Source organism: Leptospira weilii (genome assembly GCF_006874765.1).
GTDB classification, from domain to species: Bacteria; Spirochaetota; Leptospiria; order Leptospirales; family Leptospiraceae; genus Leptospira; species Leptospira weilii.
Map to the genome: position 1 here is coordinate 2,230,143 of NZ_CP040840.1, position 18,633 is coordinate 2,248,775.

Annotated in this window: 20 protein-coding genes; 8 read left to right on the forward strand and 12 right to left on the reverse strand. The window is 41.0% G+C overall.

Features of this window, described 5'->3' with window-relative positions:
- The first annotated feature begins 45 nt into the window (after positions 1-45).
- Positions 46-1,329, forward strand: coding sequence for an EAL domain-containing protein (locus tag FHG67_RS10635; protein WP_004500451.1), 1,284 nt, complete (start codon positions 46-48; stop codon positions 1,327-1,329).
- 43 nt (positions 1,330-1,372) lie between these two features.
- Here the strand turns inward: FHG67_RS10635 and FHG67_RS10640 are convergent, their stop codons facing one another.
- Entirely contained in the window at positions 1,373-2,536 is a 1,164-nt protein-coding gene (locus tag FHG67_RS10640; protein WP_004497838.1) for a DUF1577 domain-containing protein, read from the reverse strand.
- Between the two features lie 80 nt (positions 2,537-2,616).
- On the opposite strand from FHG67_RS10640, the gene guaB reads away from it, so the two are divergent.
- The 3 genes from guaB to FHG67_RS10655 are packed head-to-tail and all read left to right on the forward strand — an operon-like array spanning position 2,617 to position 5,626.
- On the forward strand, positions 2,617-4,143 hold the full coding sequence (guaB, locus tag FHG67_RS10645) for an IMP dehydrogenase (protein WP_004497807.1): 1,527 nt from the start codon (positions 2,617-2,619) through the stop codon (positions 4,141-4,143).
- Between the two features lies 1 nt (position 4,144).
- Entirely contained in the window at positions 4,145-4,927 is a 783-nt protein-coding gene (locus FHG67_RS10650; protein ID WP_002616385.1) for an outer membrane lipoprotein-sorting protein, read from the forward strand.
- A 9-nt stretch (positions 4,928-4,936) separates the two neighbouring features.
- Entirely contained in the window at positions 4,937-5,626 is a 690-nt protein-coding gene (locus tag FHG67_RS10655; RefSeq protein WP_004501389.1) for a 16S rRNA (uracil(1498)-N(3))-methyltransferase, read from the forward strand.
- Here the strand turns inward: FHG67_RS10655 and FHG67_RS10660 are convergent.
- Positions 5,616-5,900, reverse strand: a complete 285-nt coding sequence (locus FHG67_RS10660) for a hypothetical protein (protein WP_010578023.1) — start codon at positions 5,898-5,900, stop codon at positions 5,616-5,618. The two genes, FHG67_RS10655 and FHG67_RS10660, sit on opposite strands and share 11 nt — an antisense overlap.
- Before the next feature lie 92 nt (positions 5,901-5,992).
- On the opposite strand from FHG67_RS10660, the gene FHG67_RS10665 reads away from it, so the two are divergent.
- From FHG67_RS10665 to FHG67_RS10680, 4 genes are all read left to right on the forward strand, one after another.
- Positions 5,993-6,172 (forward strand): hypothetical protein, encoded by a 180-nt coding sequence (locus tag FHG67_RS10665; RefSeq protein WP_020983799.1) that lies wholly within the window; start codon positions 5,993-5,995, stop codon positions 6,170-6,172.
- Between the two features lie 36 nt (positions 6,173-6,208).
- The gene (locus FHG67_RS10670) at positions 6,209-6,826 is read left to right on the forward strand and encodes a thiamine phosphate synthase (RefSeq protein ID WP_026054330.1); all 618 of its coding nucleotides are present in this window, start codon (positions 6,209-6,211) and stop codon (positions 6,824-6,826) included.
- A gap of 52 nt (positions 6,827-6,878) precedes the next feature.
- On the forward strand, positions 6,879-7,706 hold the full coding sequence (locus tag FHG67_RS10675) for a WecB/TagA/CpsF family glycosyltransferase (protein ID WP_002616401.1): 828 nt from the start codon (positions 6,879-6,881) through the stop codon (positions 7,704-7,706).
- 125 nt (positions 7,707-7,831) lie between these two features.
- On the forward strand, positions 7,832-8,218 hold the full coding sequence (locus FHG67_RS10680; protein ID WP_036058392.1) for a hypothetical protein: 387 nt from the start codon (positions 7,832-7,834) through the stop codon (positions 8,216-8,218).
- Positions 8,219-8,564: 346 nt separating this feature from the next.
- Here the strand turns inward: FHG67_RS10680 and lysS are convergent, their stop codons facing one another.
- The 10 genes from lysS to FHG67_RS10730 all read right to left on the reverse strand — a co-directional run bounded on the left by lysS (position 8,565) and on the right by FHG67_RS10730 (position 18,607).
- Positions 8,565-10,052 carry a lysine--tRNA ligase gene (gene lysS / locus FHG67_RS10685; RefSeq protein WP_004497831.1) on the reverse strand — a complete coding sequence of 496 codons (1,488 nt, stop codon included), beginning with the start codon at positions 10,050-10,052 and terminating at the stop codon, positions 8,565-8,567.
- Positions 10,053-10,060: 8 nt separating this feature from the next.
- The gene (locus tag FHG67_RS10690) at positions 10,061-10,711 is read right to left on the reverse strand and encodes a hypothetical protein (RefSeq protein ID WP_002616386.1); all 651 of its coding nucleotides are present in this window, start codon (positions 10,709-10,711) and stop codon (positions 10,061-10,063) included.
- 55 nt (positions 10,712-10,766) lie between these two features.
- Positions 10,767-12,917 carry a glycosyltransferase family 2 protein gene (locus FHG67_RS10695; protein ID WP_142499918.1) on the reverse strand — a complete coding sequence of 717 codons (2,151 nt, stop codon included), beginning with the start codon at positions 12,915-12,917 and terminating at the stop codon, positions 10,767-10,769.
- Between the two features lie 144 nt (positions 12,918-13,061).
- Positions 13,062-13,940, reverse strand: a complete 879-nt coding sequence (locus FHG67_RS10700; RefSeq protein WP_376767582.1) for a polysaccharide deacetylase family protein — start codon at positions 13,938-13,940, stop codon at positions 13,062-13,064.
- A gap of 14 nt (positions 13,941-13,954) precedes the next feature.
- The gene (locus FHG67_RS10705) at positions 13,955-14,485 is read right to left on the reverse strand and encodes a DUF1993 domain-containing protein (protein ID WP_004500403.1); all 531 of its coding nucleotides are present in this window, start codon (positions 14,483-14,485) and stop codon (positions 13,955-13,957) included.
- A gap of 184 nt (positions 14,486-14,669) precedes the next feature.
- Positions 14,670-15,206, reverse strand: a complete 537-nt coding sequence (locus tag FHG67_RS10710; RefSeq protein ID WP_004500393.1) for a tetratricopeptide repeat protein — start codon at positions 15,204-15,206, stop codon at positions 14,670-14,672.
- A gap of 1 nt (position 15,207) precedes the next feature.
- The gene (locus FHG67_RS10715) at positions 15,208-16,557 is read right to left on the reverse strand and encodes a Kelch repeat-containing protein (RefSeq protein WP_142499779.1); all 1,350 of its coding nucleotides are present in this window, start codon (positions 16,555-16,557) and stop codon (positions 15,208-15,210) included.
- The gene (locus FHG67_RS10720; protein WP_002616370.1) at positions 16,554-17,450 is read right to left on the reverse strand and encodes an LA_3334 family protein; all 897 of its coding nucleotides are present in this window, start codon (positions 17,448-17,450) and stop codon (positions 16,554-16,556) included. The genes FHG67_RS10715 and FHG67_RS10720 overlap by 4 nt, the downstream gene beginning before the upstream one ends.
- A gap of 87 nt (positions 17,451-17,537) precedes the next feature.
- A complete protein-coding gene (locus FHG67_RS10725; RefSeq protein ID WP_142499780.1) occupies positions 17,538-18,068 on the reverse strand; it encodes a hypothetical protein in 531 nt (176 codons plus the stop codon).
- Positions 18,069-18,079: 11 nt separating this feature from the next.
- A complete protein-coding gene (locus FHG67_RS10730; RefSeq protein WP_142499781.1) occupies positions 18,080-18,607 on the reverse strand; it encodes a hypothetical protein in 528 nt (175 codons plus the stop codon).
- Positions 18,608-18,633: the final 26 nt, after the last annotated feature.

Below are 18,633 nucleotides of genomic sequence, written 5' to 3' on the forward strand. Positions count from 1 at the left end.
AATTTCCTTGTATGAGATTGGGTTCGTTTACAAACTTGTAACTGAATGATTCAATCTGCCGAAGTATTTCCAAAAACGAAATCGGAATGGGATGTTTGGTTCCAATCCGGGGAGATCATTCCCTTCTTTCAACCGATTCTGTCGGTGGAAAGAGATTCTATTTTCGGTTATGAAACTCTGGGAAGGTTTCGGGATCAATCCGGAAAAATTCATTCCTTAGGACCTTTCTTTTTAAATGCAATGTCTGGAGTGGAGGATCTTCAGGAAAGAAGAGAAATCTACTTTCTCAAAAGGGATATCGATCGGGCTATTCGTAAAAAAGCTCTTCTCCATCTTTTGAAAAATCAGAATCGATTTCCGGAAGAGAAGTTATTCGTAAACATTTCTCCCGCGTACATGAGAGATCATATGGAAGAGGAGGAAATGGATCCTTACACGATCCGACTTGTAAAAGAGTTGGATATCGATCCTTCTAAGATCGTTATTGAAATCGTGGAGGAACATTTCGACGGAAGTATTGAAAGTTTAAGACCTTTAATTTCCCGCTATAAGGAAGAAGGTTTTTTGGTGGCGATCGACGATTTGGGTTCTCGTTCGTCCAATTTGGATCGGATCGGGATTTTTCATCCCGATATCCTGAAGGTGGATCTGCAGATGCTCAGGCATTCGGTTACATCACGAAACTTTCAGGAAATCCTTTTTACGATTTCGAGACTTTCAGAATCTCTCGGTTGTTCTCTTTTGTTTGAAGGAATCGAAAATGAAACAGAACTTTTTCAATCTCTGACTTATAGCGCACGTTTTTTGCAGGGATTTTATTTTGCCGAAGCGCTTCCGAACATGGTCGGTCAGGAAGGATTAAAACTAAGACTTTCCGCAGTGCATGAACATTTTTTAAATCACAAACAAAATCAGTTGGTGAGAAGGATTCAATTGGAAAAGGAATTGGAGGAAAAGTTGGATCTTTCCGAAATTCTTGTAAATGAGGAAGAAGAACTTTGTTCGATTCAAATCGGCAATCCGGGTCTTCTCAGCGATTTTGTGTTTCGAATTTATGTTACGAATCTTATTGGAAGTCAGGTTTCCCCGAACTACATGAAGATCGAAGACCTTTCCGTGGATGTGGATCATTCTTTTGTGGGAAGAAATTGGAGTTGGAGACCGTATTTTCTGGAACAGCTTTATAAGTCGATGAAAAACACTCAGGCGAAATGGATCATCAGCAATCCGTATTACGATCTCAATTACGAAACTCTTTTGGTGACCTATAGTAAAAAAATTTCGGACAAAAACGTATTATTCGTAGATATTCAATTTATTGAATATTAGGAATTTGGAGTTCTTTTGAGACCTAATTATCGTAATTATTAGGTCAGGGGTGAATTTGGCCGCTTTCTGCAAGAAGTCGATTGACGTTGTCTATATATTTTTTTCTTTCCCCAGGTCTTGAGGAATTTCCTTCGATCGAAAGGCCTACGTAAAGATTTCCCTCCGCATCCTTGGTGATGGAACGAATGAGTCCGAAAGCGGTGAGAGGAGCCTGCATCTTAAAAAAGATATCGAACGTAAAACCTGCCCTTTTTGTAAGATCTTGATTTAAGTCCGGGTGATTGATTTTAACTTTAAGACCTCCCGAGGAAATGTTCACGATTGGAAATCTTTCTTTGACTAGGATCGTATTGGATTCCCGGATTCGATCTACCATTTCGAAAGTGAGGGTTTTAATTTCCATCACTTCCAGGATGTCGATTTCCCTATTTCGGTTTTGGGCGTGAACGAATCCGATCGGGATCGCCTGTTCCTCGTGGCTCAAATAAATAACGGGGACGATCAGTTCGGATTTGATCTTCTGATTTGCGTATTCTATGATTTTTTTGCGAATGTCTTCCGCGTCTCCCAGTTCGGAAGCGTAGTCGATAAAACCTTCCTGGTCATAGGCCGCATAACTTTCTTCCTTCTGAGTGTTCGGGATAAAAAGAATCTTACGCGTTTTTTTAACGAGATCTAACTTGTCTCCGATCGTTCCGAACACGTCGATTTTTAGAAAGTCGTACTTTGATTTTAATTTCGTTTCATAATCCGCAAAGTTTACCTTTACGGAGGTGGGAATGTTAAAAAGATTCGCGTCGATCGTAGTTCTGCTCGTACGGATATTTGTAATCCAAACGGTCCCTTCGGGAGGCGATATTCGACTGAGACTCCTTTCTTTACTTGCGATCGAGATGTCCGAAACGGAAAGAATCAATTGGTTGTTCGGTCTTTCGTCTATAATTTCGCAATTGAGCTCCACGTATTTTGCAAGGAGTTTAGTAAGGGTGACATGACTATTTAACGGAAAGGCGTTCGGTATTTCCGTTTGGATCAGTATTTTTGTGGCGTCTTTGGAAACTTGTAAGATTTTAATGATCTGAATTGTGGAACCGGGAACACGTGCGATGATATCTGTTTGTACGAGAAATTTTGAGATAATGTGAAACTTTTTAGTGGGGTCGGAGATCGTTTCCTTCTCCCTTTTTTTTCTCTGAATCGTTTCCATAGTTTTTCAAAGCAAACGAGGGGAAATTCTCTTGATCTTACTTCTCAGTTTACCTTTTATGTACTAGGTAAGGAATCAGAATGTCAAACCAAACTTACCGCAACTCCGAATATTTAGATGGATTGTCCGGAGATGAATTATTCAGTCTTCAGATCGGTCTAACGTACAGAGATTTTCTCGTCCTCCCTGGATTTATCGACTTTCATCCGTCCGAAGTTGAGCTTGAAACCAGACTAACTCGAAATATAAGATTAAAGAGACCTTTTATAAGTTCTCCGATGGACACGGTAACGGAATCCCAAATGGCGATTGCGCAGGCTCTCATGGGAGGAATCGGAATCATTCATTACAATAACACGATCGAAGAGCAAGTCGCTCTTGTGGAAAAGGTAAAACGTTTTGAAAACGGATTCATTACGGATCCCGTGGTTTTGGGACCGAAGAACATTATCCGTGATTTGGATTGGATTAAGGAACACAAAGGGTTTACGGGAATTCCGGTAACCGAAGACGGCACAAGAAATTCCAAACTGATCGGAATCGTTACCAATAGGGACATTGATTTTGAGAGGAATCGAGAAATCACTCTCGACCAAGTGATGACTAAGAATGTGATCACTGGTACGGAGGGAATCACTTTGCAGGATGCGAACGACATCATCAAGAAATCTAAGATCGGAAAACTTCCGATCGTAGATTCCAGTGGAAAATTGGTGTCTCTTGTAAGCCGTTCTGACTTAAAGAAGAATAAGGAATTTCCGGATGCTTCAAAAGACGAAAGAAAAAGGCTTCGTTGCGGCGCGGCGGTTTCCACTCTTCTGGAATCCAGAGATAGGGTGGCTGCCCTTTATGAAGCGGGAGTCGATGTAATCATCATCGATTCCGCGCAAGGAAACTCGAATTACCAGATCGAAATGATTCAGTTCATCAAGAAAGAATTTAAGAATTTGGACATAGTTGCGGGGAATGTGGTGACTCGTGCGCAGGCGGAGAATCTGATCCGAGCCGGTGCCGACGGACTTCGAATCGGAATGGGGCCGGGATCCATTTGTATCACACAGGATACGATGGCGGTGGGAAGAGCTCAGGCGACTGCGGTCTATCAAACCGCAAAACATGCCGCAAAATACGATGTTCCGGTCATTGCGGACGGGGGAATTTCCAATATTGGCGATATCGCAAATTCTCTCGCAATTGGCGCTTCCACCTGTATGATGGGATTTATGTTCGCCGGGACCACGGAAGCTCCCGGAGAGTATTTTTATGAGAATGGAATTCGTCTCAAGAAATATAGGGGTATGGCGTCGATCGAAGCGATGAAAGCGGGCGGTGATAAACGTTATTTTAACGAAGGCCAAAAGGTGAAGGTCGCCCAAGGCGTCAGCGGGTCGGTCGTGGATAGAGGATCGATTTTGAACTTCATTCCATACTTATCTCAAGGTCTTAGATTGTCCTTTCAAGACATGGGTTATAAATCGATACCTGAAATTCATAAAGCTCTTCGGGAGGGAAAGCTTCGTTTTGAAAGAAGATCTGAATCCGCACAGGTTCAAGGTTCAGTTCATGGTCTTTATTCTTTCAGTGCGCCGACGATGAGGGCGGAATAAATTGGATCGGATTCTTGCGTTTGCGGTAGGTTTTTTTGCTCTCACCGTACTAAGTAAGGAAACAAATTCGCAAGGATCCAATGTAAGGGTCGCCCAAGAGTTGGTGGCCAGACTCGATCAGGCACTCGTAAAATCCAACCAAGGTTTGATCAAAGGAAATCTAATTCTCATTCGACGCAGTGGAGAAACCTGGAGTTGGGACGTAAACATGTTCAGGAAAGAAGAGGACACGCTCTATTTATTTGAAAGTAGGGGAAGGGGACTAGAATACAAGATCTTGATTAAGGACGAGGGAGAACAGATCTATGCGTTCAACGTGCTTTCCAAAAAGATATTTCGGAAAGTGGACGAGGAAAAATACGAATCCCACTTAGCGACCGGATTCAGTTTTATCGATCTATCCGGCGCTTCCTATCAGGCCAATTATAATCCGATCGTTCAGAGCGATCTCAAAATTGCCGATCAAACTTTCAAAAGGATTGCGCTCAAGCCGATCATACCGTATTTTTATTCCAAGTTGATTCTGCTTTTGAATTTAGATTCTTTAAGGCCCGCACGATTGGATTTTCACGATCGGGACGGAGTATTGTTCAAAACGATGAACATAAAATACGGACTTATCAAAGTGAAACAAAATCAGAAGACTACAAAGGAAGAATACGCAAGCCGACTCGAGATGTTGGACTTAACTACTGGATCTATTAGCGTATTAGAATATACGGAAATAGATAAGGAAGTAAGACCGGATTCTTCCTTGTTCGAACTTGCAAACTTGAATCGATAAGGACTTGTTTTGGAAGAAGCGATTCTTTTCAGAAGAGGTTTTGGCTGCGAATCGCAGTTTTCCTTGAGCAAAGAGGAGATTTCCCATTTAAAGGCGCTTCGGATTTTTTCCGAAGATAAAAATCTTAGAGTGCTAAACGGAGTTGGGTCGGAATGGATCTACGAAGTAAAGGGAAATTCACAACAAGGGGTTCTCAAAAAAACCGAGGTTCACGTAAAACCGGAATCCATTTCCGCGGTTGCAACTGCGATTCCTAAAGGGAACCGTTTGGAATGGCTTTTACAAAAAGGAACCGAACTGGGCTTAAGTCATTTTTACTTTTTAAACTTCGAACAATCGGATCGGAAGGATTTTAATTTGAGTCGAGCTCAAAAGATTGTGGAAGAAGCGGCGATTCAATCGAAAAGAATTTTTCTTCCCGAAATATCTGCTCCGGTTTCCTTAAAAGAATTTTTAAATTCGCAAGAAAATCGAAATCTTTCCATTTATCAATTCGATCCGAAGGGAAAGTCAGAACCAAAGCCGGAATTTTTTCAGAATTCGATTTGGATCGTGGGGCCGGAAGGCGGATTTCGTGAAAAGGAAATGTATTTATTACGAGAAAAGAATATACTCGGAGTTAAAGCGGGAAACACGATTTTAAAAATCGAGACCGCGGGAATTTTTGCGGCCTCGTTGTTTCGCTATTTTAACGATTGAGGTTGCTCAATTGAAGATACAAACCGAGAACGTTGCAGTTTGTTGTACAAGCGCTCGTGCAGGAAGTCAACGCTTGTAAATTTGCATTTGTTACGTTTGTCCCATAAGTCTCTCCGCAAGCTGCATTGCAGGAATCAATTGTTCCACCAGGACCACAGTATAGAATATAGTTAAAAAGCGCTTTTTCCTTTGTTTCGTCTTTTCTTGAACTACAATCCGTCATCAAGACGAAAACAAAGAATAAAAAAAGTAAAATCGAAGACAATTTCCTCATAAAATGTATGGTCGCTCGTTTTGGAATTTCGCGTAAATCAAAAAAGATTGGACGTTAAAAGATTCTTAAGCCAAACTTTCTAGAATCAGTCTATGAAAGTGAACGTAACATTGTTTTCTCCCTTCGAATTGGAATCTACGAGAATTTTTTCTTTATTAGAATATTTGAAACTTAGTTCGGGCATGTTTGCCGTTCAAAGTAAGTCGGGGATTCTTTTGGGAAAAAATTTGAAGTCGTGTCGATGGGAAAATAGAGGCGGCTTGAGATCGTAAAATTTGTCGTTACAGGTTCAAACTTTCTCTTGGCCGTTGCCTGGAATTTATCCGATTCTTGATTGGGATTTTTGTAAAAAGAAAAATCTCGATTTTTTAACTCTCCCCGGGATTTGGTTAGAATATCCGGATCTCGTTCCTTTTGTTCAAGTTCGCGCTAAGTCGGCTTCCATTCTTGAATTGGAATTTTTTGTTAAGTCCCTTCAGGATCGATATCCTCACTTGCTTTTGATTTTAAATGATTTTTGGGAACAAGCGATCGAGTGGAATTGTTTCGGCGCTCATGTCGGAAAAGAAGATTATGAATCTTTGAATTCCGAAGAAAAGAAAGTTTTATTCGACTCGGAGCTCTATCTCGGGACCTCGTCTCATACGCTGGAGGAAGTGAACCTATTGGATTCTTCCCTTTGGAATTATACCGGGCTTGGACCGATTTTTCCCACCGATAATAAAGGAGACGCAAAGCCCGCAATCGGGACGGAAATTTTAGAGAAAGTCGTAAGAGAATCCCTATTACCTGTAACTTTAATCGGTGGAATTCAAGTTGGAAATTTGGATTTGATTTTGAAAAAGGGAGAGTTTTTACTTTCAAGTATCTCCATGGCTTGTTTAGAAAGAGAATTTAGAGCGGCTGCTACGAAAATACGAAAGTAAAATCGCTAAGTTTCAATTGACTTTGAACTTATGTCTTATAGGATGCCTTTAGATGAAGAAGCCGGATGAAATCGTACATCTTTCCGCCAAAGACGATAGGGATTATCTCTTAGATTATCAGGTCATTCAAACAGAAACATTAGGAAAAACCGATATTCTCGGAGTTCCATTCGATAATGTGACTCAGGACGAATCCGTAGCCAAGATTTATCGGCTCTTAGAGGAAAAAGAAAAGTTTCACCACATTCTTTTTTTGGATCCGGTTAAAATCATGTCGGTTCGAAAGGGGAAAAAACTCCATAGAATCACGGAAAAGGCGACTATGGTTCTTGCGGAAGGAGCGGGGCTGCAGTGGGCTGCGGCCCGTCTCGGCAAAATTCTGAAAGAGCGGATTTCTACGATTGCTTTGATGATGGATTTGGTCCGTCTTTGTGAACTCAGAAATTATTCCATCTTTATGCTCGGTGGCAAAGAGGACGTCATCGAAAAAGTTTATTTCACTCTTTCGAGACATTTTCCCGGGGTGCGAATCGTTGGAAGACACGCCGGTTATATGAATCCCCAAAGGGAATTGATGGTAAAGGAATCGATTCGTAAGACGAGCCCGAATCTCATTTTTCTTGCTATGGATTTTCCGGAACAGGAAATCTGGATCGAAAATAACACGGCGTTTTTCGGGCATTCCGTAATCATAGGAGTCAGCGGTTCCTTAGATATTCTTTCCGGTAAGGTGAGAAAAGCTCCGAACTTTTTCAAACTCAGAGGGCTGGTCTGGCTGTGGAGAATTCTGAGCAAACCTTGGAGATTATTCCGTCTTTTTAGAATGTTTCAGTTTTTTACGGTCGTATTCTTTAAATCTCTCTTTCAAAAAAAATCCTAAGAAACGATTTTCCCTTTTTGGTTTGTTGGAAAAATTTTCTAAAAGTATATATTTTTTCCTAAATATATCTACCTATTATAGAAAAAGAATTGATTCCGATTTTTTCGTATACGATTCTTCTGAGCATGACGGATATTTCTTTTCTTGCGTTGATCGTCACAACCCTGGTCGGCTTCGGTTCCCTTTTCGGATTTCTTCATGTAATCTGGAAACAATTATCCTCTCAAACTCAGGAATTGAAGTTGGAATTGAAAACGGAAATTCAGGAATTGAGAAAGGAAACGAAAACGGATATCCAGGATTTGAGAAAAGAAACAAAAACGGAAATTCATGAGTTAAAGACGGAAATGGCAAGCTTCCGATCCGAGGTCAAAAAGGACTTTCACCGTTTCGAAGTTCGTTTTGAAACTGCAAATTCCGCGCTGAGAGATCGAATCGACGTTTTAGTCGATACGTTGGCGATCCGATTTATAGAAGATCTGCCTCGCAAAAAGAAACGTCTTCCGGGATAATTGATCCACCGTAGCCGCAAAACCTTTCCATTCGGTTTTTCATGGAGTGAATCGGTTGCAAATTTCCTGACCCGATTCTCGCATCTTAGAGTGTGAGCTACGGAATCTTGATGATTCAAACGGACAGTCTTTTCGCGACCGGAGTTATTCCATAACCAACCCTACAAGTATTTGGATCCGAAAATAAATCTGTCGGAATTACGACAAATCTTCTGTGAAACCTACGCCCCACAACGCGCCCCTTAGGAAGCGTTGTGTCTGAGTTCCTTCAGAGCGGCCTATCTCGGGAGCGAGATTTGAGTTAAGAAAGCTCTGCGCCTGAGTTTCCCAGATTTTTGGGTGGAGTTTATTCCGGCCTCATCAATGGAAACAGAATGGTGTCCCGAATAGAATGGGAATCGGTCAAAAGCATCACCAAACGGTCGATTCCGATTCCGAGCCCTCCTGTCGGAGGCATTCCGTATTCCAGAGCGCGAATATAATCCTCATCCATCATAAATGCTTCGTCGTCTCCAGCTTCTCTTTGTTTTACCTGATCTTCGAATCTTTCTTTTTGATCGAAAGGATCGTTTAACTCTGTGAATGCGTTTCCGATTTCTCTTCCGGCTACGTAAGGTTCAAATCGTTCCACATAACCCGGCTTATCCGGATTGGATTTCGCGAGAGGAGATAGCTCTTTCGGATAATCGATGATAAAAACGGGTTGGATTAGATTCGGTTCCGCTTTTTCGGAAAAGACTTCGTCCGCCACTTTCCAGATCGTATTACATTTGGAAACGTCCACTTTCAATTCGGAGGCTTTTTTCTTCGCTTCTTCCAAAGAAGTGATCAGACTGAAATCGATTCCGCTGTACTCTTTGATGATATCCGTGTAAGTTACTTTTCTCCAAGGAGGAGAAAGATCGATCAGATCTTTGCCGTATTGAATTTTTAACGTTCCGTGGATTTTTTGCGCTAAGTGTGTGATGAGTCTTTCGGTAAGGTCAAGCATCGTATTCATGTCTGCAAATGCGATGTAGGCCTCCATCATCGTAAATTCGGGGTTATGTTTTGTCGAGGTTCCTTCGTTTCTAAAGTTTCGATTGAGTTCGAAAACTCGGTCCATGCCCCCCACGATCAAACGTTTGAGATAAAGTTCGGGAGCGATTCTCAAAAACAACTGCATGTCCAACGTATTATGATGGGTTACGAAAGGTCTCGCCGCAGCGCCCCCCGCAATCGGTTGCATCATCGGAGTTTCCACCTCCAAAAAACCTTCGTTGGTGAGGAAACTTCTGATTTCGGAAACGATCCGGCTTCTCGTGATAAACGTATCCCTGACGTGATCGTTCACCACAAGATCCACGTACCGCATTCTATATCTCTGTTCGACGTCGGCAAATGCGTCGTATATGACTCCGTCTTTCTCTTTTACCACGGGAAGAGGACGAATACATTTGGCGAGAAGTTCCACAGATGTGACGTGTAATGTGATTTCTCCTTTTTGGGTTTTAAAAAGATAACCTTCCAGTCCGATGATATCTCCCAGATCAAGAGACTTAAAAATTGCGTAGGAAATTTCCCCTAAATCGTCTCGGGTCGCGTAAAGTTGAATGATTCCTGTGCCGTCTTTGAGATGGGCGAAACTCGCTTTTCCCATCACTCTTTTGGAATGTAATCTCCCGCCTAATTTGAATTTGGTTTCCGGGCCGGTAGGATTTTTTTCGAACTTTTCAACGATGTCTTTCGATTTTGAATCCGGAAAAAAACGAACCGGGTAAGGATTGATTCCCTGTTTTTTTAATTCTTCGATTTTTTGAATTCTTTGTTGAATGAGTTCGTTTGAGTCTAACATTTTAGATTTTATTTTCCTGGGAGTATTTGATAAAACATTCTGGCTATGTTTAAAAAGACAATTTCGAATCCTTCTTCGCTTAAGAACCAATTTCCGAGCCCGATTTTATCCGACAAAGGGACCACATGAATTTTTAAACCCGCCGGACCCAATACGGATTCGTAGAGCTTTTGATTGAGAGACGATTCGAATCTTTTGGAGAGAATAAGAATATTCTTAAGCTGTCTATCCAGACAGATTTTTAGAAGAGATTTAGAGAAATTTCTAGCGCCGATCGGATACGGTTCGAGTTTATAGATTAGAATTTTCGATTCTTCAACGCCTAAGGTGACGAGTGAATTTTGGATTTCAGCCGTTAAGTCTTGGCCCACACCTAAGTTGGAGTTTGTTGTGGCGGGAGAATAAAGAACGATGAGTATTCCCGCGTATCCTTTTTTGAATCCGTCTGCCGCGTTTTTGAGTATGTCTTGCGGAATCGTTTCCTTTGCCTCCAGTACTAAGGCGTCGCTTTTCGGAAAAGGACGGTCTCGGATCAAAAAGAGAGGACTGGAAGCGATCAATCCGAAAATTAAGATCAAACTGAGAAGGAATCCGGAAAAAAATAACCGCGCTTTGTGTAAAACTTCCTGTACGGATATCGGTCCTGGATGTGTGGACATATAAAACGAGAGTTTTTTCCAGGAATCAAATTACAAGAGGAAATTAGGAAACGATTCAATCCGTGCTTTGTTTGTAGATCTCCAGATCGATCGTAACCCTCGGTTCCACCAAATGAGCGACCTTTTCTACGATCTCCACCGGAGGTTTATTCATGGAAAGCAGAATGTCTTCCCAGCAGAATCGGAGTCCTATAAATTTAATGATTCCATAACCTAAAAGAAAAGCGTTTCCTAAGTTGTAGATCGAATAGACCCAGTTTCTATGCAGATAGTTCGTGATAAATCCGAAAAGCAATTGGGCTAAAAGAGAGTATTCGGCGACTACGTAAAGAGCGGGAATCGCAGTCCTACCGATTACCTTTGGGGTTCTACTGAATGGAATTTGTTTTCCCGTAATCGCCTGGTTGATCGACATGAAAACACCGGCTAAGTTTACGGGAATCAAAAGTAAGTTGAGAGAATAGACTCGAACTAGATCGATCCACTTGTATCCGATTCTTGCCAAGTCCATGCCGTATAAGATGAAATATGGAAGAGAAGAGACCGCTATCCAATACGTTTCCATTCCTTCTCCCAGAGGGCTACCCATAAGAATGACAAGGCCTATGTTCACCGCCGCGATCGACCCGAGATAGTGGACTCGAAAAAAGGCTTCTATGAATTTTATAAGACTCCAGGGACGCCGAAATACGTAACGAAGAAGTTTTGGAAGAATGATAAGACCTCCGTTGGCCCACCTCCTTCTTTGGATCAAAAGCGATCCGAAGTCGGGAGGAGTCGCACTGTAGGCGAGTCTTTCCGGATAGTTATAAAGATTCCAATTTACATCCAAAAGATCGATGCTGGATTCCGTGTCTTCGATGACCGTATTGTCTTGAATATATTTATGAATTTGAAAGCCGCGTTCTTCGTAAACGGTCCTGATATCCAGAAGCGCTTTGTGGCGAAGCATCGCATTCGCACCTACCCAGAACGTGGCTTTGAAATATGTAAAACCTTGATGAATCTGATACTGAATGTCGGTGGTCGCTCCGGCCATGTTTTCTAGAACGTTAGTCGCTCCCGGAAAGGAACTGTAAGGAGCTTGTACCACGGCTATTTTTTCATTTTCGGGAGAGGACATGACGTGGGATAATTTCAGAATGTAATCGGGAAGAAGAACGCTGTCTGCGTCCAAGGTAATCAGCAAATCCGCCTTAGGAATTTCAAAAGAAAAATCGGTATTGTTGGATTCTTCCAAAAAAAATCCGTGAGAATCTTCTCGTTCTTTCCATCTTTTTCCCAAAAGAGCTATGTAGCTATTCAGGTTCATCGCTTTGTTGGGAAGATGGGAAAGGTTCAGATATTTCTTTCTTTCAAAGGTGGAAAAATTTACGCAAAATAAAGACGCAAGACGATTGTATTCTTTTTCAATCCTTTCTGGATCGGCCCCGCCTTTCATCCAAAGCAACTCCAGTTCGGAAACTCTCTCTAAATGAAGTATGCCCCATTCCTTAAAAAAGAAATCTCTCATAAAAGCGCGGATATGTTCGGGAAGTTCCTTTCGGATCGCAGGATCGTTATACGAGTTTACTCGATTTTGAAACCAAAAAGCGGCCTCCTTATAAAGCTGAATCAAACGTTCCGTTTCTTTCAAAGGTTTGGATTTGTGAGAAAGCTTACGTTCCAGATATTCCTTCTGGGCTTGAATAAAAGGATCGGCAGCCTCGTTGAATTCCTTTTGAAGAGAATTCGGTAACGCTCTCATATTTTGTAGAGCTTCAAAATCCGCATAACTTTTTGGCTTTGGAGGATCGTCGATGAGTAATACAACTCTCCGATTCGGATAATCTTGAAGCGCCGCAGAAAGAAGTGTTTCGCGAACGACGTCCAATTCTTCCTTGTAGGAAGGCACCATTACTGCCAAGGGAGGACAATCCTGTTTGTAGATCTTTTCTAATTCTGCCCGGCTCCGGGGAGAATGTTTCAAAAGTCTTTTGAAATAGCCGATTCGGGTAAATTGATAAACGAAGTTACCGTAGGTCAGAAGGGCGATGATGAAGAAAAACGCGACTTGTCCTATGGCCGCAAAAGGTCTACGATCGAGAAGCTGTTCCCAGAAAATTCCGAACATCTCGAAACCGGCGAAAGAACAGGCGACGATTGTTAAGAGAAGAAAGATTTTTGTGATCCAGATCTGGTTCCGGTAATACCGGTTGTTTTTCAAATGCGTGGATTCCGTTGCAGAAGCTGGATTGATGTTCATTCAAATTTACTTAGATTTACAATAAACAAAACTATGCTTCCACGATGAAATCATAATAATTCTCCGAGGAAGAAAAATTTATTTTGGGAGATAAATTTAAAAATTTTAATAAGAATAGGGAGAATTTCCCTGTGTGGGTTTTTTAGACTTTTGGCATACGATGTATCTTGGATTTTCCAATTGTTTGATAAAAGAAGTAAGATCACATTTTCCATCTATGAAAACACGTTTGATTCTCAAAGGATCTCCTCCCGGCAAATTGGTTCCATCTTCCGTTGTAAATATCGCTTTATAACCTGACTGCACTGCTAACTGTATGAGTTTATCATTGTACCAGCCACAGGGCCAGGCTAGATAGTCGACAAGGATGCCTAACTTGGATTCTAGGATTCTTTTGGATTCTTTCAGTTCAAAGAGAGCGTCTTTTTCACTTTTTCCATCGACACGATTGTCGACCCAAGTCACCAAGTTATCATTTGGATTCCAGGGATGGCTGTAGGTATGAGATCCGATTTCAAATCGAGGATTCTTGGAGAGTTCTCGGATATCGGACCATTCCAGATATTCTCCGTTTCCGATACCTTTCGGTCCGGCTATGATCCAGAAAGAAGCCGGAAAGGAGTATCGATTGAGTACTGGAACTGCGTTTAAGACGTTTTTCCAACCGTCGTCGAAGTTTAAAACCACGGACTTGTCCGGTAAAACTTTTTCTTTCCGCATATAGGAAAGAAGGTCCTTCGTCGTAATCGGGTTATAACCTTTGGAAAAAAGATATTGCATCTGTTCTTCGAACTTTTGCAGAGAAATCACGGTTTCTCCAGATTCTTTTTGGGAATCGGTTACGATTTCATGATAGATAAGAACCGGGATTCCGTTCGAATTGATTTTTGGAGAAAGAGAGGTTTTGGATTCCCTAAAAGGAGAATTACAAACATTGAATGTGATCCAAAACGTTCCGATCCAAAAAATCGGCCGTCTTAAAATTACGAGGGACTGTTTCAAGAAACCCTTTGTGATTGAGGCTCATTTTTAAGCGGCATTTCACCGAGGTAATTTTTCTTTCCGATATCGACTCCGTTGTGGCGGAGGATGGAATACGCAGTCGCGATATGAAAGTAGAAATTGGGAATCGCGTGTTGAATTGCGAATTCTTTTCCGGTCATATACTTTCCGTCCCAGCGCGGATGGAAGATCTTTCGTTCGTTCGAATCGACGAAGTCCTTTTCCGTAAAGGTAGAAAGATAGTCTAACGTGGATTGGATTCTTGTTTGTAATTCTGCGATGGTTTTTTCTTGATCGTCGTGTTTTGGCGCTTCTTTTCCGGTAAGTCTGGAAACCCCCAGTTTTGCCGTATCGCAGACGGTTTGAATTTGTTTGATGAGATGGAACTGATCGGGGGCCAGCCTAGAGTTCAGTAGGATTTGCATGTCGAACTTTTTAGATTCTGCGTGAACCTCTCCTTGTTCCAAGATAAGTTTTAGATTTTTGAGCATTTTGGAAAATTGAAGAATCGTGATTTCGTAGAGCATAGATTTGGTCGCCTTTGGCGTTTATAGTTTTTCTCATTTTTTGGAAAGGCTTTTATCGAGATAGGATTTTTCGATAAAATGACGAGTAAAGCAATCGAATTGAAATTTTAGGGGAAGGTTTTGTGATGGAGAAATTCTTTCGGGATTTTCAAATTTAGCCCCACCAGGTTGAAAATATATGTTCTTATCTTTTTCTAAAAAACACGGAATAACCTATGAGTATCGAAAGAATTCCCAAATTTAAAAAAGCGATCCATTGAACGTTACTGATTTGATCTTTAATCTCTTCTAAACCACTTAGTATTCCCTCACTGGGAATTGTCGAAACAGTGGGTTCCGTATTTTCGATCATTTTTGCGGGCAATCTTTGTATTTCTGAAACACTTTTAAAATTATTAAGGCATTTTCGAATCTGACTCTTAACATGAGGATTGTTTGCCCATTCCTTATCAACTTTCGAATAGTAACTCAAAGCTAAGTTTATGGATCCTTTTTGAAAAAAACTGTCCGCATAGGCAATCCACAATTTGTTCTGGTATAATTGTAAAACCGCGTCGTCTGGATAAATCTTTAAAAGGTCCGACAAACTTTCCTGCGCAGTTTTTAGATTCCCTCTTTCAATGTAAGATTTTATGTTTTGGTACGGTTCGCTAAACTCTTCTCCGGCGAGGTCAAAGGCGAAAAGTAGGACGACTAAATAGACAACAAAAGTTCTTTTCATATTAATGACTCAATAGAATCGATTTGTGGCCGTATCTTGGAAGTGGCATTTTAGAATTTACGGATTGCCATTGAGAGGTTGCGGGGGTGGAAAGATCTAGGCTGAAAACCATGTCGCTTAAATTACCTAAGGATGTTTCGCCGCCAAAAACAAATGCACTTCTGCGGTCGTATGAAATTTCCATAGAAGGGTAATAAAGATTGGATGGAAGGGCAGCATAAGAATTGAAAGCGGAGGGATTGATTCGACTATATTCGAATGAGTTCGTTGGCAGAATCCCGGAAGAAGGTTGGATTAAATTTGATGAAGTGGATCCTCCCGCTATTAAGATTGCCGGAGGATCCGATGGAAAGGGATCTTTTGAATTGGGAATATAACAAGCAGCCGCCGATCCGTGTCGGGCTACGTTCAACGAACTTTCAACAACAAAGGTCGTGGAACTTATACCCGGAATGTATCCGTCGGAACTAGCAAACGGGCTTCCATCCGACGCCCTTCTACCTCCGGCAAAAAAGAGCGAGCCCCCGGTATTACAGGAAGCTATGTCGATTCTTTGGAAGATCGCACTGTTGGAAACGTATTTTGTCCAAGTTCCTAAATCTCCATTGGAAGGGGAAAATTCGTAAACGGTATTTATCAATGTGCCTGTTTGCATCGCTTCGGACGTGGTTCCCGCGATTATAACGATTGAATTTTCAACCGATAAGGAATTTCCACTTTGATGAGTATTCGGCATCGGAGAAAGGGTTCTCCATAAATTTAAAAACGGATCATATTCGTCCACTCGATCGGTAGCGTTGAAAGAAGGCCCGGACTTTATCAAACCGCCCATGACATAGATTTTATTTTTATGCGCGATAATATTTGCGAAAGCTCTCGGAGTTGGCATTTGCGTAATATTAGGATACCATCGGTTTTCCACCGGATCGTACAAATCGATTTGTGAGATTGGATTCCCGTCCGTTCCTATGCCGCCTAACAGCCAAATACCTCTGGTTTTAATTGGATCGTCGCTCACTGCGGATTGAAAACGGTTCATCCAAGTCATATCGTCTAGATTATTTCCGCAAGAAACGGTATAAATGTAATCCGTTTGCGGAATCAAATCGGTTAGGGTGACGATATGCGATTTTCCGAAATTTAAACTAGGAATTATCTTATCCAAAGTTTCTCTTCCGTAAGTCGCGTAAGCGTCCATTTCTTCCTCGCAATTCCAGACTAAAGTAGCTGAATTCGGCCTTATGCTTAGAAAGAAAATATTTTCTATGTTATTTTTTCGAGCCTTACTTCCCTCAAATAAAGTGGAATCTCCGCATGACAAAAATAAGGCGATAAGGACTAAGTATTTCATAACAAGTACATGGCTCCCAATTCGATTCCTGTCGCACAAAACGTACCGGCTCTCTCAAATGTACAAAACGAGTTGATTCCCATTCGAAGCTGAATCGAACGGAAATTGATTCCCTGCCATCCAAAACCTAAAATTGTCGAAGGACTCACACCGCTACGTTGTTCCCCATTTCCTGAGAAACTTGTAATCGAGGCGCCTAACCCGATATTGAAATAAAAATTCAACCTAGGATTATCGAAGAACATTTTTCCTTTGTTGAAATAGACAAACTGATTTAGAAATAAGTAATTCGATTCCGCGGTCTTGGATTGTAAATAATCCATTCGAAAAGATAGCCTATAACCGGAAAAATCGAAAGCGGAAGGTTCGATAAAGAGAGAGCCTCCATACGATACGGGATTTGATTGGGAAATTGGAGAGTGATTTGCTAAAGCATTCAGACTGAGCCCGAATCGGTTGTTCCAAATCTTACTAAGATGAGATAGGTATTTTCGATCTAATCTCGGATGAGGTTCTAGACTTGAATATGTTTCTAAGAGTTTCTGTTTTTCAATATTAATAAAACCTAAATTCGTTTTTATGACAATCAGTTCTTCCGATTCTTCGACTACAACTCCTACAATTACGCTTCCATCTTTTAACTTGAGGGAAGAATAACGGTAAGAGGCGTCCGCTCCTTTTTTCTTTCTGTCGATCGAAGAAATATCGGATTTGGGAATTTCATACTCTTCCCCTTTCCATAGAAACTTCGTTTTTGCTTCCGTTTCTTCAATTACGGATCCGATAAAAGAATCTCCGTTCTTTAAAACCAATTCCGCTGCATTCAAATTCGAAAAGCAGAACACAAATACAATCATTGAATTCCGACCGAAACGTTTCCTGAGAAATGGCATTTTAATTATTTTCAAGCCTTCAGAGTGAGGGGAAAATGAGTCTTCCAGAAGTGAAGGAATTCAATCAATATGATAAACAAAATTTTCTTATTCCATATGAGGAGGGACAAAAACGGCTCTCCTGATTTCAAAATTATTGTGAAACGCTGTCGGAGAATCCCGGATTACCTGCCAAATATAACCGATTTGATCGGAAGAGGTGCTTACTAGAAAACTGTTTCTCTCACAGTAAGTGAGGTTAATTCTGGCAAATAATTCAACTAATCTTCCTCCGGTCCAATCGTTGGGGTTGACCGGATAACTTGCCAACGGAAGAATTTTAACGGATGATTTAGAATGAGGGGGAATGGTTCCAAAATCGTAAACAACCGGAAGTCCTGGGTATTTTGGGGCTGCATTCGGATTACAATCGGAATTATCATAGATCATCGCAGTAACGGTAACGTCTCTTTGGTTGTCGACTCGTATCATTGTATTCATTTTTAAAGTAGTACCAAGTAAAAATAAATCCTCAAAGTTGTTTCTGGTAATTTCATTTTCTTTTTGTTTATTAACGTTTTCGCATGAAGCAAAACATAAAAATAAAGTGGAAAGCATTAAACTCTTAAGAATATTCATAGTTTTTATTTTTACTCCATATTAGGAGGGACAAAAACAGCCCTTCTGATTTCAAAATTATTGTGAAACGCTGTCGGAGAATCTCGGACTACCTGCCAAATGTAACCGATTTGATCGGAAGAGGTGCTTACTAGAAAACTCTCATATTCACAAAAGTTATTTATTTTTGTATAGAATGGTACTAATCTTCCTCCGGTCCAATCGTTTGGATTGGTAGGATAACTTGCCAAGGGAAGAATTTTAACGGATGATTTAGAATGAGGGGGAATGGTTCCAAAATCGTAAACAACCGGAAGTCCTGGGTATTTTGGGGCTGCATTCGGATTACAATCGGAATTATCGTAGATCGCCGCCGTAATAGAAACGTCTCTTTGGTTGTCGACTCGTATCATTGTATTCATTTTTAAAGTAGTACCAAGTAAAAATAAATCCTCAAAGTTGTTTCTGGTAATTTCATTTTCTTTTTGTTTATTAACGTTTTCGCATGAAGCAAAACACAAAAATACAATGGAAGGTATTAAACTCTTAAAAATATTCATAGTTTTTATTCGCTTTATATTAGAAT

What these genes read in the sequence shown, in the direction of transcription:
- lysS (WP_004497831.1), bottom strand. Translation starts at nt 10,052, where the DNA reads ATGTTAGACTCAAACGAACTCATTCAACAAAGAATTCAAAAAATCGAA.
- FHG67_RS10660 (WP_010578023.1), bottom strand. Translation starts at nt 5,900, where the DNA reads ATGAGGAAATTGTCTTCGATTTTACTTTTTTTATTCTTTGTTTTCGTC.
- FHG67_RS10715 (WP_142499779.1), bottom strand. Translation starts at nt 16,557, where the DNA reads ATGAAATACTTAGTCCTTATCGCCTTATTTTTGTCATGCGGAGATTCC.
- FHG67_RS10725 (WP_142499780.1), bottom strand. Translation starts at nt 18,068, where the DNA reads ATGAATATTCTTAAGAGTTTAATGCTTTCCACTTTATTTTTATGTTTT.
- FHG67_RS10675 (WP_002616401.1), top strand. Translation starts at nt 6,879, where the DNA reads ATGAAGAAGCCGGATGAAATCGTACATCTTTCCGCCAAAGACGATAGG.
- FHG67_RS10720 (WP_002616370.1), bottom strand. Translation starts at nt 17,450, where the DNA reads ATGCCATTTCTCAGGAAACGTTTCGGTCGGAATTCAATGATTGTATTT.
- FHG67_RS10640 (WP_004497838.1), bottom strand. Translation starts at nt 2,536, where the DNA reads ATGGAAACGATTCAGAGAAAAAAAAGGGAGAAGGAAACGATCTCCGAC.
- FHG67_RS10730 (WP_142499781.1), bottom strand. Translation starts at nt 18,607, where the DNA reads ATGAATATTTTTAAGAGTTTAATACCTTCCATTGTATTTTTGTGTTTT.
- guaB (WP_004497807.1), top strand. Translation starts at nt 2,617, where the DNA reads ATGTCAAACCAAACTTACCGCAACTCCGAATATTTAGATGGATTGTCC.
- FHG67_RS10710 (WP_004500393.1), bottom strand. Translation starts at nt 15,206, where the DNA reads ATGAAAAGAACTTTTGTTGTCTATTTAGTCGTCCTACTTTTCGCCTTT.
- FHG67_RS10680 (WP_036058392.1), top strand. Translation starts at nt 7,832, where the DNA reads ATGACGGATATTTCTTTTCTTGCGTTGATCGTCACAACCCTGGTCGGC.
- FHG67_RS10705 (WP_004500403.1), bottom strand. Translation starts at nt 14,485, where the DNA reads ATGCTCTACGAAATCACGATTCTTCAATTTTCCAAAATGCTCAAAAAT.
- FHG67_RS10635 (WP_004500451.1), top strand. Translation starts at nt 46, where the DNA reads ATGATTCAATCTGCCGAAGTATTTCCAAAAACGAAATCGGAATGGGAT.
- FHG67_RS10665 (WP_020983799.1), top strand. Translation starts at nt 5,993, where the DNA reads ATGAAAGTGAACGTAACATTGTTTTCTCCCTTCGAATTGGAATCTACG.
- FHG67_RS10690 (WP_002616386.1), bottom strand. Translation starts at nt 10,711, where the DNA reads ATGTCCACACATCCAGGACCGATATCCGTACAGGAAGTTTTACACAAA.